This is a genomic window from Pseudomonas sp. LBUM1645 (genome assembly GCF_059716185.1).
In genome coordinates this window covers 89359-102200 of the sequence record NZ_CP166811.1, presented here as the reverse complement: position 1 = coordinate 102200, position 12842 = coordinate 89359, and the positions used below count along the sequence as shown (strand labels likewise).

Genomic DNA, 12842 nt, shown 5'->3' with positions numbered 1-12842 from the left:
CTTCAGAACGTAGTCCTGAAGCCCTCTGTCTTGCTGTTTAGTCTGTGCCGCGAGGCTCTAATTCCTCTGTATCAGGAACTTTACCTTCAGCTGACGCGGGCTTTACGCACGCCTTCGGCCAGCGCCGAGCAAAGGCTCAACACACCATCAATGGCTTGATCGGGAGTCGAGGCATTGGCGATGTGATCGATCAACGCCGAACCCACCACCACGCCATCAGCCAGACGCGCGATGGACGCCGCTTGCTCTGGTGTACGAATACCGAAACCGATGCTGATCGGCAGATCGGTGTGGCGACGCAGACGGGCAACCGCTTCTTCAACGTGTTCCAGCGTTGCTGCGCCGGCACCGGTCACACCGGCCACGGACACGTAGTAGACGAAGCCGGAGCTGCCGTTCAGGACGGTCGGCAGGCGCACATCATCAGTCGTCGGGGTGGTCAGACGGATGAAGTCCAGACCGGCAGCCTGGGCCGGGTCGCACAGTTCGCCGTTATGCTCGGGTGGCAGGTCGACCACGATCAAACCGTCAACGCCGGCCTCTTTGGCGTCGGCGATGAAGCGCGGCACGCCATACATGTGAATCGGGTTGAAGTAACCCATCAGCACCAGCGGCGTCTCGGTATTGCCTTCACGGAACTCGCGAACCATTTGCAGGGTTTTCGCCAGGTTCTGCTTGGCGCCGAGGGCGCGGATGTTGGCCAACTGGATTGCCGGGCCATCGGCCATTGGATCAGTGAAGGGCATGCCCAACTCGATCACGTCGGCACCCGCGCCGGGCAAGCCTTTGAGGATCGCCAGAGAAGTGTCATAGCTCGGGTCGCCAGCGGTCACGAAGGTCACCAGGGCGGCACGATTCTGTTCCTTGAGTTCGGCAAAACGCGTTTGCAGGCGGCTCATCAGTGTTTCTCCTGCTTCGATTGTTCCATGTGGTGCATCACAGTCTGCATGTCTTTGTCCCCGCGACCGGACAGGTTAACCACCATCAGGTGATCTTTCGGCAGGGTCGGTGCGCGTTTGAACACTTCAGCCAGGGCATGGGCGCTTTCCAGTGCAGGAATAATCCCTTCCAGGCGGCAGCATTTGTGAAACGCGTCGAGGGCTTCGTCGTCGGTTACCGAGGTGTACTGGACGCGGCCGATATCATGCAACCAGGCGTGTTCCGGGCCGATGCCTGGATAATCGAGGCCGGCAGAGATCGAGTGAGCGTCGATGATCTGGCCATCGTCGTCCTGCAGCAGGAATGTACGGTTGCCGTGCAGTACGCCCGGTACGCCGCCGTTCAGGCTGGCTGCGTGCTTGCCGGTTTCAATACCGTAGCCGGCCGCTTCAACGCCGATGATCTCGACGCTCTTGTCATCAAGGAACGGGTGGAACAGGCCCATGGCGTTGGAGCCGCCACCGATGCACGCCACCAGGCTGTCCGGCAGACGACCTTCCTGGTCTTGCAGTTGAGTACGGGTTTCTTTGCCGATAACGGCCTGGAAGTCGCGAACCATGGCTGGATAAGGGTGCGGACCGGCCACAGTACCGATCAGGTAGAAGGTGCTATCGACGTTGGTCACCCAGTCACGCAGGGCTTCGTTCATCGCGTCTTTCAGGGTGCCGGTACCGGCCACGACCGGGATCACTTCGGCGCCCAGCAGCTTCATGCGGAATACGTTGGCCTGCTGACGTTCGATGTCAGTGGTGCCCATGTAGATCACGCAATCGAGGCCAAAACGCGCAGCAACGGTGGCGGTCGCCACGCCGTGCATGCCAGCGCCGGTCTCGGCAATGATGCGTTTCTTGCCCATGCGCCGCGCCAGCAGGATCTGGCCGATGCAGTTGTTGATCTTGTGCGCGCCGGTATGGTTGAGCTCTTCGCGCTTGAGGTAAATCTTCGCGCCGCCGCAGAACTCTGTCAGACGTTCGGCAAAGTACAGTGGGCTTGGACGACCCACGTAGTCGCGCTGGAAGTAGGCCAATTCTTCTTTGAATGCAGGATCTTCCTTGGCCAATTCGTATTCACGGGCCAGATCGAGGATCAACGGCATCAGGGTTTCGGCGACGTAACGGCCGCCGAACGCGCCAAAGAGGCCGTTGGCGTCGGGGCCGTTGCGCAGATTAGTCTGGGTCATGGGTCGCTCCAGTTGAATGCGTGAGATGACAATGGGGTTAACTCTACCCCTGATGTTTTGAGCTGAAAACCGATAAGATCGCCGTAACCTGTCAGGAAAACTCACACATAAAATGAGCCATGACCTTCCTCCGCTGAACGCCCTTCGGGCCTTCGAAGCGACTGCCCGTCTGAACAGCGTCAGCAAGGCCGCCGAACAGCTGCACGTCACCCATGGTGCGGTCAGCCGGCAACTCAAGGTGCTTGAAGAACACTTGGGCGTGAGCCTGTTCATCAAGGATGGACGCGGCCTTAAACTCACAGATTCCGGCATTCGTTTGCGCGATGCCAGCGGCGAGGCGTTCGAGCGTTTACGGACTGTGTGCGCAGAGCTGACCCAAAGCACCGTCGATGCGCCGTTCGTACTGGGTTGCTCGGGCAGCTTGCTGGCACGCTGGTTTATTCCCAGGCTGGGACGGTTGAATACCGACCTGCCAGACCTGCGCCTGCACCTGTCAGCTGGCGAGGGCGATCTCGATCCACGTCGCCCGGGACTGGACGCCTTGCTGGTGTTTGCCGAACCACCGTGGCCAGCGGACATGCAAGTCTATGAGTTGGCGAGCGAACGGATCGGCCCGGTCATGAGCCCGCGCTTCGCCGGCTACGAACGACTGCAAAATGCACCGCCCGCAGCGTTGCTGAGCGAGCCATTGCTGCACACCACCTCACGCCCTCAGGCCTGGCCAAGCTGGGCACAGCAAAGCGACCTCGACGCCAAAGCGTTGAAGTACGGACAGGGTTTCGAGCATTTGTATTATCTGCTGGAGGCCGCGGTGGCCGGCCTGGGTGTGGCGATTGCGCCCGAGCCGCTGGTGGCCGAGGACTTGAAGGCCGGGCGCCTGGTTGCGCCATGGGGCTTCAGTGAAACCCCGGCGCAACTGGCGTTGTGGCTACCCAAGCGCGCCGCGGACGGGCGCGCTCGGCAACTGGCGCAGTGGCTCAAAAACGAGCTGCGCCAGACGGATTAGTCACCGCGTTTGCACAGCAGATAAGCCGCGAGCAGACCCAATGCACCGACGGCGACACCCGCTGTCGTCCAAGGGTGTTCCTGAGCGTAGTCCCGCGTGGCAATCCCGGTTTCACGGGTTTTGACTTTGACTTCTTCGTACGCATCGCTGAGCAGATGGCGCGAATGCTTCAGCGCGTTCTCGGCGTTTCCTTTCAAGGCTTTAAGGGTTTTACGCGACTCGTCCGAGGCGTCGTCTTTCAAATTTTCCAAAGATTTCAGCAGACTCTCGATCTCGGCTTCCATGCTTTGCAATGAGGCTTTACGTAAAGAGGTGTTGGCCATGGTGGCTCTCCTGCATTGATTGAGTTGCGTGTGTTGGTTGGGACTTCAGGGGTTCGAGAAAGTGCAGTAAATCTGAACTTCCACTTCGGATTGGCCGACAGAAGTAATACGAAAAATCACTGCTAGGCTGTATTTCACACCCTGAGGAGAACGCCATGACTGACCATCACACCTACAAGAAAGTCGAACTCGTCGGCTCGTCCACCAGCAGCATTGAAGACGCCATCAACAACGCACTGGCCGAGGCCAGCAAAAGCCTTAAATATATGGAATGGTTTGAAGTGACCGAAACCCGCGGGCACATCAAGGACGGTAAGGCAGCGCACTTTCAGGTGACGCTCAAAGTCGGGTTCCGGATTGCCAGTAGCTGAGTTTGAGCTAATCTTCTGAGCCTGCGCGCTGGCCGAGCGCCATAGGGAATGGCAAAGCGCTACATGTTTACATCCGGCTGATTGCTGGGTGCCCCTATAGATCCGACCAGGGAATGCGACCGATGAGGAATTTTATTTTAGCGGTATGTTTATTGAGCCTTGCGGGGACAGCCCTGGCTCAGGGCAAGTCGTGCGAAGAGCTGAAAGCCGAAATCGCCGCGAAACTGGATGCCAAGGGCATTTCTAATTATTCACTGGAAATCGTTGATAAAGGCACTGCTGCCGGTGGGAAAGTCGTCGGCACCTGTGAAAAAGGCTCCAAGCAAATCGTCTACAAGCAGGGCTGACCTCCCTCGAAAATGAAAAAGCCGACGTAATGACGTCGGCTTTTTTGTGCTCACTATTTGAGTGTCAGCCCTTCATGACCTGGGCCAGCAGCTCATAGGAGTGCACGCGATCGGCATGTTCGTACAGGTCGCAGGTGAAAATCAGCTCGTCAGCCTGGGTCTGCTCGATCAGCACTTCCAGTTTGGCGCGGATTTTCTGCGGACTGCCAACCATCGCCAGGCCAAGGAAATCGCCAACTGCTTCTTTTTCATGAGGCAGCCACAGGCCGTCCATGGTTTTTACCGGCGGACGTTGCACCAGGCTCTGGCCACGCATCAACGCCAAGATGCGCTGATAGACCGAGGTCGCCAGATAATCGGCCTGCTCGTCGGTGTCAGCAGCCACCAACGGCACACCGAGCATCACGTAAGGTTTATCCAATACCGCTGAAGGCTTGAAGTGATTGCGATAGACGCGAATGGCCTCATGCATGAAGCGCGGTGCGAAATGTGAAGCGAAGGCGTAGGGCAAACCGCGTTCACCGGCCAGTTGTGCACTGAACAGGCTGGAGCCCAGCAGCCAGACCGGGACATTGGTGCCGGTGCCTGGCATTGCGATGATCCGTTGGTCCGGGGTGCGCGGGCCGAGGTAGCGCATCAGCTCCGCCACGTCTTCCGGAAACTCGTCGGCGCTGCCGGAGCGTTCACGACGCAAAGCGCGGGCGGTCATCTGGTCGGAACCGGGGGCACGGCCCAGGCCCAGGTCGATCCGGCCCGGGTACAGACTTTCGAGCGTGCCGAACTGCTCGGCAATCACCAGCGGCGCGTGGTTGGGCAACATCACGCCACCCGAGCCGACACGAATGGTCGAGGTGCCGCCAGCCAGGTAGCCAAGCAGTACCGAAGTCGCCGAACTGGCAATGCCGTCCATGTTGTGGTGTTCGGCAACCCAGAAGCGGTTGTAGCCGAATTTTTCGACGTGCTGCGCCAGGTCCAGGGAATTGCGCAGCGACTGGGCCGCGCTGCCGTTCTCCCGCACGGGCACCAGATCGAGGGTCGAGAACTTGATATCGGACAGTCGTTTCATAAGCCTGCTTCTCCAATTGAGGGCGCAGGTTTTTTCTTACAAACGAAAACCTGCCGAATCTATAAGCGTGTTTTATGCAATGAGGGCATATACCCGAGTTTCAATAGCAGAGCCAAAATTCCTACGAAATAAGAGGACCGATCAGATGAGGTGAACTTTGCACCAAGGTCTATCCTCAGAACCCTAGCAACCGAAAACCACAAAGGCGCGACGCTTCGCGCCGGATCTTGAGGAGGCAGACATGGCTATCACAAAGAAAGCATCGGCTCATTGGGAAGGTGATCTGAAAACCGGCATCGGCTCGATTTCCACGGAAACCGGTGTCCTCAGAGAAGCGCCCTACGGCTTCAAGGCCCGTTTCGAAGGTGGCAAGGGCACCAATCCGGAAGAGCTGATCGGCGCAGCACACGCGGGCTGCTTCTCCATGGCGTTTTCGATGATTCTCGGCGATGCCGGTCTCAAGGCTGACAGCATCGATACCAATGCCGAAGTCACCCTGGACCAGGTGGACGGCGGATTCGCGATCACGGCAGTGAAATTGATCCTCAAAGCGAAGATTCCTGGGGCGACTCAGGCTCAATTTGAGGAATTGAGCAATAAAGCCAAAGAAGGCTGCCCGGTTTCCAAAGTGTTGAATGCGAAAATCAGCCTGGATGCAACATTGGTCAGCTGATAGGGGGTGGTCGCGCGCCCCGATAAAAGATCGCAGCCTCGGCAGGCTGCGTTCTTTTTTTGCGCTGAAACAAAACCTGGCTGGCGAGATTGTGGTCGAATAAATGACAGCAGCTAAAGCGCATTACCGTGCGCGCTGCCTCAAAGGAGCTTCAACCATGAAACGTTTTGCCTTGGCGGTTATCTGTTGCGCGCTGGCCACATCGGCCCTGGCGGCAGCGAAATCCTGTGAAGAACTCAAGGCCGAGATTGAAGCCAAGATCCAGGCCAATAACGTCTCGTCCTACACGCTGGAAATCGTCACCAACGACGAAGTACACGATCAGAATATGGTCGTTGGCTCGTGCGAAGGCGGCACGAAGAAAATCATCTACCAGAAGAACGACCGCTGATTCACCTCACAGGAGGCAATAGGACTCTCGATCCTCAGCGACGATTTCACGCTTGGCGTTATACAACCGGGCGCCGGGAGTGAACGCTATCGAACGGCCTTCCAGCACATAACGCTGACCGGCTTCGAAATGATCGTAGTTGATGGTCAGGTAGCACAAGCGTTCCGAGGGGCCATTCATCACACCTAAGCCCCCACCACCGGGCACTTCAAAGTCGAATCGGACGATCAGCTCATGGCTACCGGGGGTGACCTGGAAAAAACGCCCGTCGCGCAACCGCTGATTGTCCAGGCGTTCGGCCATGAGCAATTTATCGTTGGGGAATGGCGTAGAAAACTCGACCCAGGCCATCTGCGGATTAACCGCTGGTAACGGGCTCTGACAGCCAGCAACGATGCTTGCAGCAAGTAACAGCGTTAACCTGCGCATGATGATTTTCTCAAGGACTAGTCCTTTAGAATAACGCCGATCAGGTGCGTTGGCAGCCTGCCGGTACACCCTGGCCAATCACTTTTCGCTGCTGATCATAGAGCTTTGCCCACGGCCGAAAGCCGATATTTCCTGCTTTCAGCTGATACCGCTCGCCGGCATTGAAGTCGTTGAATTTCACGTTTAGCTGACAGTCACGCCACAGTGGTTCGGCGTCGGGTCCGATGTTGGTTGGCGCGACCGGGAATTGGTAACGAACGGTGAGCTCATGGCTACCCGGCTGAACCTCGAAATAGCGCTTGTCGGTGGCGGCCTTGTCATCGACTTCAAGCGCTTGCAGCGCGGTGTCTTCCTGCTTCGACTCCAGGTCGATCCACGCTTGAGCCGGATCATGGCGGGGTAATCCGAATCCAGCACAACCTGCCAGCAACAGCAGGCTTCCTGTCAGCATCAACGTGCGCATAGCGGAGCTCCAGTCAGGCGGGATAGTCTTGCGGGCAGACTCTCCAGGGATGATTCATTTTGATCAGGCCGCTTCCAAGCCTTGGGTTACTTGATCGCGTTTTACGCATTTTGTTTCCGGGCGTGTTGTTTTTGTTTCTCAACGGTTGCGCCGGCGTCAGCTATTACGGCCAATTGGCCAGTGGTCAGCTGCAATTGCTGCGGGCGCGGGAGCCGGTTTCCAGAGTGATTGCCGATCCCGGTCGCGATCCGCTATTGCGTGCGCACCTGACTCAATCGCAAAAGGCCCGCACGTTCGCCAGCCAACAGCTGCAGCTGCCGGATAATCAGAGTTACCGTTTGTACGCCGACATTGGCCGGCCGTTCGTAGTCTGGAACGTGTTTGCCACGCCGGAATTTTCCCTGACACCACAGAACCATTGCTTCCCGATCGCCGGTTGCGTCGCCTATCGCGGTTATTACAGTCAGAGCGCGGCCCGCGGTGATGCTGCATTGCAACGATTGCAAGGTATGGACGTGTCGATCGGTGGCGTCGAGGCTTATTCGACGCTCGGCTGGTTCAACGATCCGATTATCAGTTCGATGATGGCCTGGGGTGACGAACGATTGGCCACGCTGATCTTCCATGAACTGGCGCATCAACGTTTTTATGTGAAGGACGACACCGAGTTCAATGAGTCTTTCGCCACCTTCGTCGAACAGGAAGGCACCCGCCAATGGCGTGCATTCCGCGGCTTGGCGCCGGACAGCGGCGCGCAGGTGCAGCAACGGGACCAGTTCATACAATTGGTTCTGGATACCCGCACGCGACTCGAACGGCTGTACACCCTGCCCCTGCCCGCCGACCAGATGCGCCAGCGCAAAGCCGACGAGTTCGAACGATTGCGGGGTGAATACCGGCAGCTGCGCGACAGCCAATGGGCCGGGGACAAACGCTATGACGCATGGATCAATGCGCCGATGAACAATGCCCGGCTGTTGCCATTTGGGCTGTACGACCAATGGGTGCCGGCGTTTGCGGCGTTGTTCAGACAGGAGGGTGGGGATTGGGTGAAGTTTTATTCGGCAGTCGAGCAGCTCGGCGCGTTGCCGGTTGTGGAGCGCAAGGCGGCGTTGAAAGCATTAGCAGAAAAGATCTCCGTCGACTGAACTGCCGCCATCGCGGGCAAGCCTTGCTCCTACAGGAAATACGCGATTTCTGTAGGAGCAAGGCTTGCCCGCGATGGCGTCAGCAAGGATTCGCTAGCGTTGGTTCACAACCAAATTGCATCCCACAGCGGATAATCCCCAACCCTCTCGACCAATCCCGCTCGCAATGGATTGGCGACGATGTATCGAGCAACTGCCTGCAGATCTTCTTCTTTGCGAATGGCGCGATCGTGGAATCCCGGCTGCCAAATCGGACCTTCTCTCTGAAGCGCCCGGTTTAATGTGACCGTTGTGCGTGATTTCGTGCGGGCCATCAGGGTCGGCAAGGGAATGTTTTGAAGTTCGATAAGCCAATGGAAATGATCGGGCATTACAACCCAGGCCAATGAGTTGGCGAATTGCTCTTGCTGGGCCTTTTGAAATGCATCGACTACTAATCGGCCCGTTTGAAAACTGGAAAAAACAGGCTGACGGTTTCGGACGACAGCAGTCAGCAAGTAGATTTGCCCCTCCTCCGAGTATCGTCCGGAACGTAGTCGGTGGGCATGATGCTGGCTTGGCATTGATGATCCTCCTTGATCGTGGCCTAAGTCAGAGAGGCTAGAACGGCAAAAGAGGATCGGTGGTAAAACTGTTGCTCAGGATGTGTCAGCAAAGACGCCATCGCGGGCAGGCCTTGCTCCTACGGGCTCGAGTCAGGCAACAAGAGTGGGCACGCCCCCCCCGTAGGAGCAAAGCTTGCTCGCGATGGCGGTTTAATTAACGCTGCAAAAACGCCTGATGCATCTCTTCCAGCGTCTCGAAGTGCCAGGTCGGCGTTTCAGCGCTCAACTCTTCCCGGCTGCCAAAGCCATAACCGACAGCCGCCGCATCCAGCCCGTTACTGCGCGCACCGATCAGGTCGTGCTTACGGTCGCCGATCATCAAGGTGTTGGCCGGGTCCAGGCCTTCTTCGGCCATCAAGTGGGCGATCAGCTCGACTTTGTTGGTCCGGGTTCCATCCAGTTCGCTGCCATAGATCACTTTGAAGTGCTTGGCGAAGTCGAAGTGCCGGGCAATTTCCCGGGCAAAAATCCACGGTTTGGACGTCGCGATGTACAGCTGTCGCCCTTGCCCGCCGAGGGTTTCCAACAGTGGTGTAACGCCGTCGAATACGCGGTTCTCATACAGGCCGGTGACCTTGAAGCGTTCGCGATAGAAATTCACCGCTTCCCACGCCTTGGGCTCGTCGAAGTCGTAGAACTGCATGAACGCCTGCAACAACGGCGGGCCGATGAAGTGTTCGAGTTTGGTCAGGTCAGGTTCATCGATACCCAGTTTGCTCAAGGCGAACTGGATCGAGCGGGTGATGCCCTCACGTGGATCGGTCAGGGTGCCATCGAGGTCGAACAATACGGTTTGGTAATGCATGTTGAATCCTGAATAAGGGCGCAGGGTCAGAGCTGGTCGTAGCCTTCGGCCAGATGCAAATTCTTGAGCTTCACGTAGTTCGCCGCGCTGTAGGTGAAAAAGGCTTTTTCTTTGTCAGTCAGTGGCCGGACCTGTTTCACCGGGCTGCCCACATAAAGGAAGCCGCTTTCCAGGCGTTTGCCCGGCGGCACCAGACTGCCAGCACCGATGATCACATCGTCCTCGACCACTGCGCCGTCCATGACGATGCTGCCCATGCCGATTAGAATCCGATTGCCCACGGTGCAGCCGTGGAGCATGACTTTATGCGCGATGGTCACATCGTCGCCAATCAGCAACGGAAAGCCATCGGGGTTGAACGGCCCGGCATGGGTGATGTGCAGCACACAGCCATCCTGCACGCTGGTGCGAGCGCCGATACGGATGCGGTGCATGTCGCCACGAATCACCGTCAGCGGCCAGACCGAGCTGTCTTCGCCGATTTCGACGTCGCCGATCACCACCGCCGAACCGTCGACAAAGGCGCCTTTGCCCAGGAGTGGCGTGTGGTTCTGATACTTGCGAAGGGTCACGATAGGCTCTCTCTCTTTTGCTGATAGCTGCGGTGAGCGTCGATTGTAATTAAGATGGCGCAATGTTTCTTCCAGCCAAGGTGCCAACCGTGAGCGTGAACAACCCTCTTTTGCAGTCCTACGACCTGCCGCCGTTCTCGGCGATCCGTGCCGAACACGTGCAACCGGCTATTGAACAGATCCTGGCTGACAACCGCGCCGCCATTATCGAGATCCTCAAAACCCAGGGCAAACAACCGACCTGGGCCGGCCTGGTACTGGCGATGGACGAGCTGAATGATCGACTGGGCGCCGCCTGGAGCCCGGTCAGCCACCTGAATGCCGTGTGCAACAGCGCCGAATTGCGCGAAGCCTACGAGTCCTGCCTGCCGGCCTTGAGCGCCTACTCCACCGAACTCGGCCAGAACCGCGAGTTGTTCGAGGCGTTCGAAGCGCTGGGTAACAGCCCCGAAGCTGCCGGTTTCGAGGTGGCGCAGAAAACTATCCTGGAACACTCCCTGCGTGACTTCCGTCTGTCGGGTATCGACCTGCCGGAAGCCGAACAGAAGCGTTATGCCGAAGTGCAGAGCAAATTGTCGGAGCTGGGCAGCCGCTTCTCCAACCAGTTGCTCGATGCCACTCAGGCCTGGACCAAGCACGTCACTGATGAAGCGACCCTCGCCGGCCTGACCGATTCGGCCAAGGCGCAAATGGCCGCGGCTGCACAGGCCAAAGGCCTGGAAGGCTTCCTGATCACCCTGGAATTCCCAAGCTATTACGCGGTGATGACCTACGCCCAGGACCGCGCCCTGCGCGAAGAAGTCTACGCCGCCTACTGCACCCGTGCGTCGGACCAAGGCCCGAATGCCGGTCAGAACGATAACGGCCCGGTCATGGAAGAAATCCTCGACCTGCGTCAGGAGCTTGCAAAACTCTTGGGCTTCGCCAGCTTCTCGGAGCTGAGCCTGGCCACCAAAATGGCCGAATCCAGCGATCAGGTGCTGAGTTTCCTGCGCGATCTGGCCAAGCGCAGCAAGCCGTTCGCCGCCCAGGACCTGGAACAGCTCAAGGCATACGCCGCCGAACAAGGCTGCCCGGACCTGCAAAGCTGGGACAGCGGTTTCTACGGTGAAAAGCTTCGCGAGCAGCGCTACAGCGTCGCCCAGGAAGCCCTTCGCGCTTACTTCCCGATCGACAAAGTGCTGGGCGGACTGTTCGCTATCGTCCAGCGTCTGTACGGCATCGAAATCGCCGAACTGAAAGGCTTCGACACCTGGCACCCGGATGTTCGCCTGTTCGAAATCAAGGAAAACGGCCAACACGTCGGCCGCTTCTTCTTCGACCTCTACGCCCGCGCCAACAAGCGTGGCGGTGCCTGGATGGACGGCGCCCGCGACCGTCGCCGCACGATCAGCGGCGAATTGCAGAGTCCGGTGGCGAACCTGGTGTGCAACTTCACCCCGGCAGACAGCGGCAAGCCAGCCCTGCTGACCCACGATGAAGTGACCACCCTGTTCCACGAATTCGGTCACGGCCTGCATCACCTGTTGACCCGCGTTGAACACGCCGGCGTATCCGGCATCAACGGCGTGGCCTGGGACGCGGTCGAGCTGCCAAGTCAGTTCATGGAAAACTGGTGCTGGGAGCCGGAAGGTCTGGCGCTGATCTCCGGCCACTACGAGACAGGCGAGCCGCTGCCTCAGGACCTGCTGGAGAAAATGCTCGCCGCGAAGAACTTCCAGTCCGGTCTGATGATGGTCCGTCAGCTGGAGTTCTCGCTATTCGACTTCGACCTGCACGCCACCCACGGTGACGGCCGTAGCGTGGCGCAGGTACTTGAAGGTGTGCGCGACGAAGTCTCGGTGATGCGTCCACCCGCCTACAACCGTTTCCCGAACAGCTTTGCGCACATCTTCGCCGGCGGTTATGCGGCGGGCTACTACAGCTACAAATGGGCTGAAGTGCTGTCGGCGGATGCCTTCTCGAAATTCGAAGAAGAAGGCGTACTCAACGCCGAAACCGGCCGCGCCTTCCGCGAAGCGATCCTGGCGCGCGGTGGCTCCCAGGAGCCGATGGTGCTGTTCGTCGACTTCCGCGGACGTCCGCCTTCGATTGACGCACTCTTGCGTCACAGCGGCCTGAGTGAGGTCGCGGCAGCATGAGTGAGGGTCCAGTGATTACCAAGAGGCGCTTTATTGCCGGGGCAGTCTGCCCGGCCTGCAGCGAGCCGGACAAGTTGATGATGTGGAACGAAGACGAAGTCCCACATCGTGAGTGCGTGGCCTGTGGCTATTCCGACACGCTGAATGAACAAGGCCTGTCCGTGCCCAAGGAATTGGGCACGCGGGTCAACACCTCGGCGCTGAAGGTGCCGGACGCCAAGGTTCAGGCCGTGCAGTTTTTCCCGAACCCGAAACTGAAGAAAAAGCCTGACGAGCAACACTGAGTCAACACCACCTTCCAATCCTGAATGGAGTGGAAGGTGGTAACTATCTACCACCTTTCCCCTGCGCTTCCTTTATAGGCTGACCACATTCAGCCTCTA

The 12842-nt window shown here is 58.3% G+C and carries 17 protein-coding genes; 8 read left to right on the top strand and 9 right to left on the bottom strand.

Going from position 1 to position 12842, the window contains the following annotated elements; translation table 11 throughout:
* Positions 1 to 86: 86 nt before the first annotated feature.
* Positions 87 to 899 carry a tryptophan synthase subunit alpha gene (gene trpA / locus ACA079_RS00505; RefSeq protein WP_033059869.1) on the bottom strand — a complete coding sequence of 271 codons (813 nt, stop codon included), beginning with the start codon at positions 897 to 899 and terminating at the stop codon, positions 87 to 89.
* Positions 899 to 2119, bottom strand: coding sequence for a tryptophan synthase subunit beta (trpB, locus tag ACA079_RS00500; RefSeq protein WP_497702227.1), 1221 nt, complete (start codon positions 2117 to 2119; stop codon positions 899 to 901). The genes trpA and trpB overlap by 1 nt, the downstream gene beginning before the upstream one ends.
* A gap of 112 nt (positions 2120 to 2231) precedes the next feature.
* Between trpB and ACA079_RS00495 the strand changes: the two genes are divergently transcribed.
* Positions 2232 to 3125, top strand: coding sequence for a LysR family transcriptional regulator (locus tag ACA079_RS00495; RefSeq protein ID WP_497702226.1), 894 nt, complete (start codon positions 2232 to 2234; stop codon positions 3123 to 3125).
* Here ACA079_RS00495 and ACA079_RS00490 read toward each other — a convergent pair.
* Positions 3122 to 3448 (bottom strand): ElaB/YgaM/YqjD family protein, encoded by a 327-nt coding sequence (locus tag ACA079_RS00490; RefSeq protein ID WP_497702225.1) that lies wholly within the window; start codon positions 3446 to 3448, stop codon positions 3122 to 3124. The genes ACA079_RS00495 and ACA079_RS00490 overlap by 4 nt on opposite strands.
* 155 nt (positions 3449 to 3603) lie before the next feature.
* On the opposite strand from ACA079_RS00490, the gene ACA079_RS00485 reads away from it, so the two are divergent.
* Positions 3604 to 3819 (top strand): dodecin, encoded by a 216-nt coding sequence (locus tag ACA079_RS00485; RefSeq protein ID WP_008027736.1) that lies wholly within the window; start codon positions 3604 to 3606, stop codon positions 3817 to 3819.
* A 122-nt stretch (positions 3820 to 3941) separates the two neighbouring features.
* Positions 3942 to 4166: a DUF1161 domain-containing protein gene (locus ACA079_RS00480; RefSeq protein WP_497702224.1), complete on the top strand. Its 225-nt coding sequence runs from the start codon at positions 3942 to 3944 to the stop codon at positions 4164 to 4166.
* Between the two features lie 64 nt (positions 4167 to 4230).
* On the opposite strand, the gene ACA079_RS00475 is transcribed toward ACA079_RS00480, so the two are convergent.
* Entirely contained in the window at positions 4231 to 5232 is a 1002-nt protein-coding gene (locus ACA079_RS00475; RefSeq protein ID WP_076029117.1) for an LLM class flavin-dependent oxidoreductase, read from the bottom strand.
* A gap of 241 nt (positions 5233 to 5473) precedes the next feature.
* Here ACA079_RS00475 and ACA079_RS00470 point away from each other — a divergent pair, with 241 nt between their 5' ends.
* Both ACA079_RS00470 and ACA079_RS00465 read left to right on the top strand, forming a co-directional pair.
* Positions 5474 to 5905 carry an OsmC family protein gene (locus ACA079_RS00470; RefSeq protein ID WP_008152515.1) on the top strand — a complete coding sequence of 144 codons (432 nt, stop codon included), beginning with the start codon at positions 5474 to 5476 and terminating at the stop codon, positions 5903 to 5905.
* 157 nt (positions 5906 to 6062) lie between these two features.
* A complete protein-coding gene (locus tag ACA079_RS00465) occupies positions 6063 to 6296 on the top strand; it encodes a DUF1161 domain-containing protein (RefSeq protein WP_046044848.1) in 234 nt (77 codons plus the stop codon).
* A 6-nt stretch (positions 6297 to 6302) separates the two neighbouring features.
* Here the strand turns inward: ACA079_RS00465 and ACA079_RS00460 are convergent, their stop codons facing one another.
* Both ACA079_RS00460 and ACA079_RS00455 read right to left on the bottom strand, forming a co-directional pair.
* Positions 6303 to 6725, bottom strand: coding sequence for a PA0061/PA0062 family lipoprotein (locus ACA079_RS00460; protein WP_497702223.1), 423 nt, complete (start codon positions 6723 to 6725; stop codon positions 6303 to 6305).
* A gap of 40 nt (positions 6726 to 6765) precedes the next feature.
* Positions 6766 to 7188, bottom strand: coding sequence for a PA0061/PA0062 family lipoprotein (locus tag ACA079_RS00455; RefSeq protein WP_497702222.1), 423 nt, complete (start codon positions 7186 to 7188; stop codon positions 6766 to 6768).
* A gap of 59 nt (positions 7189 to 7247) precedes the next feature.
* Here ACA079_RS00455 and ACA079_RS00450 point away from each other — a divergent pair, with 59 nt between their 5' ends.
* Complete coding sequence (locus ACA079_RS00450) at positions 7248 to 8336, top strand: aminopeptidase (RefSeq protein ID WP_497702221.1); 1089 nt, start codon at positions 7248 to 7250, stop codon at positions 8334 to 8336.
* A gap of 104 nt (positions 8337 to 8440) precedes the next feature.
* Here ACA079_RS00450 and ACA079_RS00445 read toward each other — a convergent pair whose 3' ends face one another.
* The 3 genes from ACA079_RS00445 to ACA079_RS00435 all read right to left on the bottom strand — a co-directional run bounded on the left by ACA079_RS00445 (position 8441) and on the right by ACA079_RS00435 (position 10318).
* Positions 8441 to 8899 (bottom strand): REP-associated tyrosine transposase, encoded by a 459-nt coding sequence (locus ACA079_RS00445; RefSeq protein WP_095126745.1) that lies wholly within the window; start codon positions 8897 to 8899, stop codon positions 8441 to 8443.
* 196 nt (positions 8900 to 9095) lie between these two features.
* A complete protein-coding gene (locus ACA079_RS00440) occupies positions 9096 to 9746 on the bottom strand; it encodes an HAD family hydrolase (protein ID WP_497702220.1) in 651 nt (216 codons plus the stop codon).
* A 26-nt stretch (positions 9747 to 9772) separates the two neighbouring features.
* Positions 9773 to 10318 carry a gamma carbonic anhydrase family protein gene (locus ACA079_RS00435; RefSeq protein ID WP_415758460.1) on the bottom strand — a complete coding sequence of 182 codons (546 nt, stop codon included), beginning with the start codon at positions 10316 to 10318 and terminating at the stop codon, positions 9773 to 9775.
* A gap of 89 nt (positions 10319 to 10407) precedes the next feature.
* On the opposite strand from ACA079_RS00435, the gene prlC reads away from it, so the two are divergent.
* Positions 10408 to 12459 (top strand): oligopeptidase A, encoded by a 2052-nt coding sequence (gene prlC / locus ACA079_RS00430; RefSeq protein ID WP_497702219.1) that lies wholly within the window; start codon positions 10408 to 10410, stop codon positions 12457 to 12459.
* Positions 12456 to 12743 carry a YheV family putative zinc ribbon protein gene (locus tag ACA079_RS00425; protein WP_059403677.1) on the top strand — a complete coding sequence of 96 codons (288 nt, stop codon included), beginning with the start codon at positions 12456 to 12458 and terminating at the stop codon, positions 12741 to 12743. The genes prlC and ACA079_RS00425 overlap by 4 nt, the downstream gene beginning before the upstream one ends.
* The last annotated feature ends 99 nt before the right edge of the window (positions 12744 to 12842 follow it).

Excerpts from the sequence above, each read along its gene's own strand:
- trpA (WP_033059869.1), bottom strand. The coding sequence starts at position 899 with ATGAGCCGCCTGCAAACGCGTTTTGCCGAACTCAAGGAACAGAATCGT.
- trpB (WP_497702227.1), bottom strand. The coding sequence starts at position 2,119 with ATGACCCAGACTAATCTGCGCAACGGCCCCGACGCCAACGGCCTCTTT.
- ACA079_RS00495 (WP_497702226.1), top strand. The coding sequence starts at position 2,232 with ATGAGCCATGACCTTCCTCCGCTGAACGCCCTTCGGGCCTTCGAAGCG.
- ACA079_RS00490 (WP_497702225.1), bottom strand. The coding sequence starts at position 3,448 with ATGGCCAACACCTCTTTACGTAAAGCCTCATTGCAAAGCATGGAAGCC.
- ACA079_RS00485 (WP_008027736.1), top strand. The coding sequence starts at position 3,604 with ATGACTGACCATCACACCTACAAGAAAGTCGAACTCGTCGGCTCGTCC.
- ACA079_RS00480 (WP_497702224.1), top strand. The coding sequence starts at position 3,942 with ATGAGGAATTTTATTTTAGCGGTATGTTTATTGAGCCTTGCGGGGACA.
- ACA079_RS00475 (WP_076029117.1), bottom strand. The coding sequence starts at position 5,232 with ATGAAACGACTGTCCGATATCAAGTTCTCGACCCTCGATCTGGTGCCC.
- ACA079_RS00470 (WP_008152515.1), top strand. The coding sequence starts at position 5,474 with ATGGCTATCACAAAGAAAGCATCGGCTCATTGGGAAGGTGATCTGAAA.
- ACA079_RS00465 (WP_046044848.1), top strand. The coding sequence starts at position 6,063 with ATGAAACGTTTTGCCTTGGCGGTTATCTGTTGCGCGCTGGCCACATCG.
- ACA079_RS00460 (WP_497702223.1), bottom strand. The coding sequence starts at position 6,725 with ATGCGCAGGTTAACGCTGTTACTTGCTGCAAGCATCGTTGCTGGCTGT.
- ACA079_RS00455 (WP_497702222.1), bottom strand. The coding sequence starts at position 7,188 with ATGCGCACGTTGATGCTGACAGGAAGCCTGCTGTTGCTGGCAGGTTGT.
- ACA079_RS00445 (WP_095126745.1), bottom strand. The coding sequence starts at position 8,899 with ATGCCAAGCCAGCATCATGCCCACCGACTACGTTCCGGACGATACTCG.
- ACA079_RS00440 (WP_497702220.1), bottom strand. The coding sequence starts at position 9,746 with ATGCATTACCAAACCGTATTGTTCGACCTCGATGGCACCCTGACCGAT.
- ACA079_RS00425 (WP_059403677.1), top strand. The coding sequence starts at position 12,456 with ATGAGTGAGGGTCCAGTGATTACCAAGAGGCGCTTTATTGCCGGGGCA.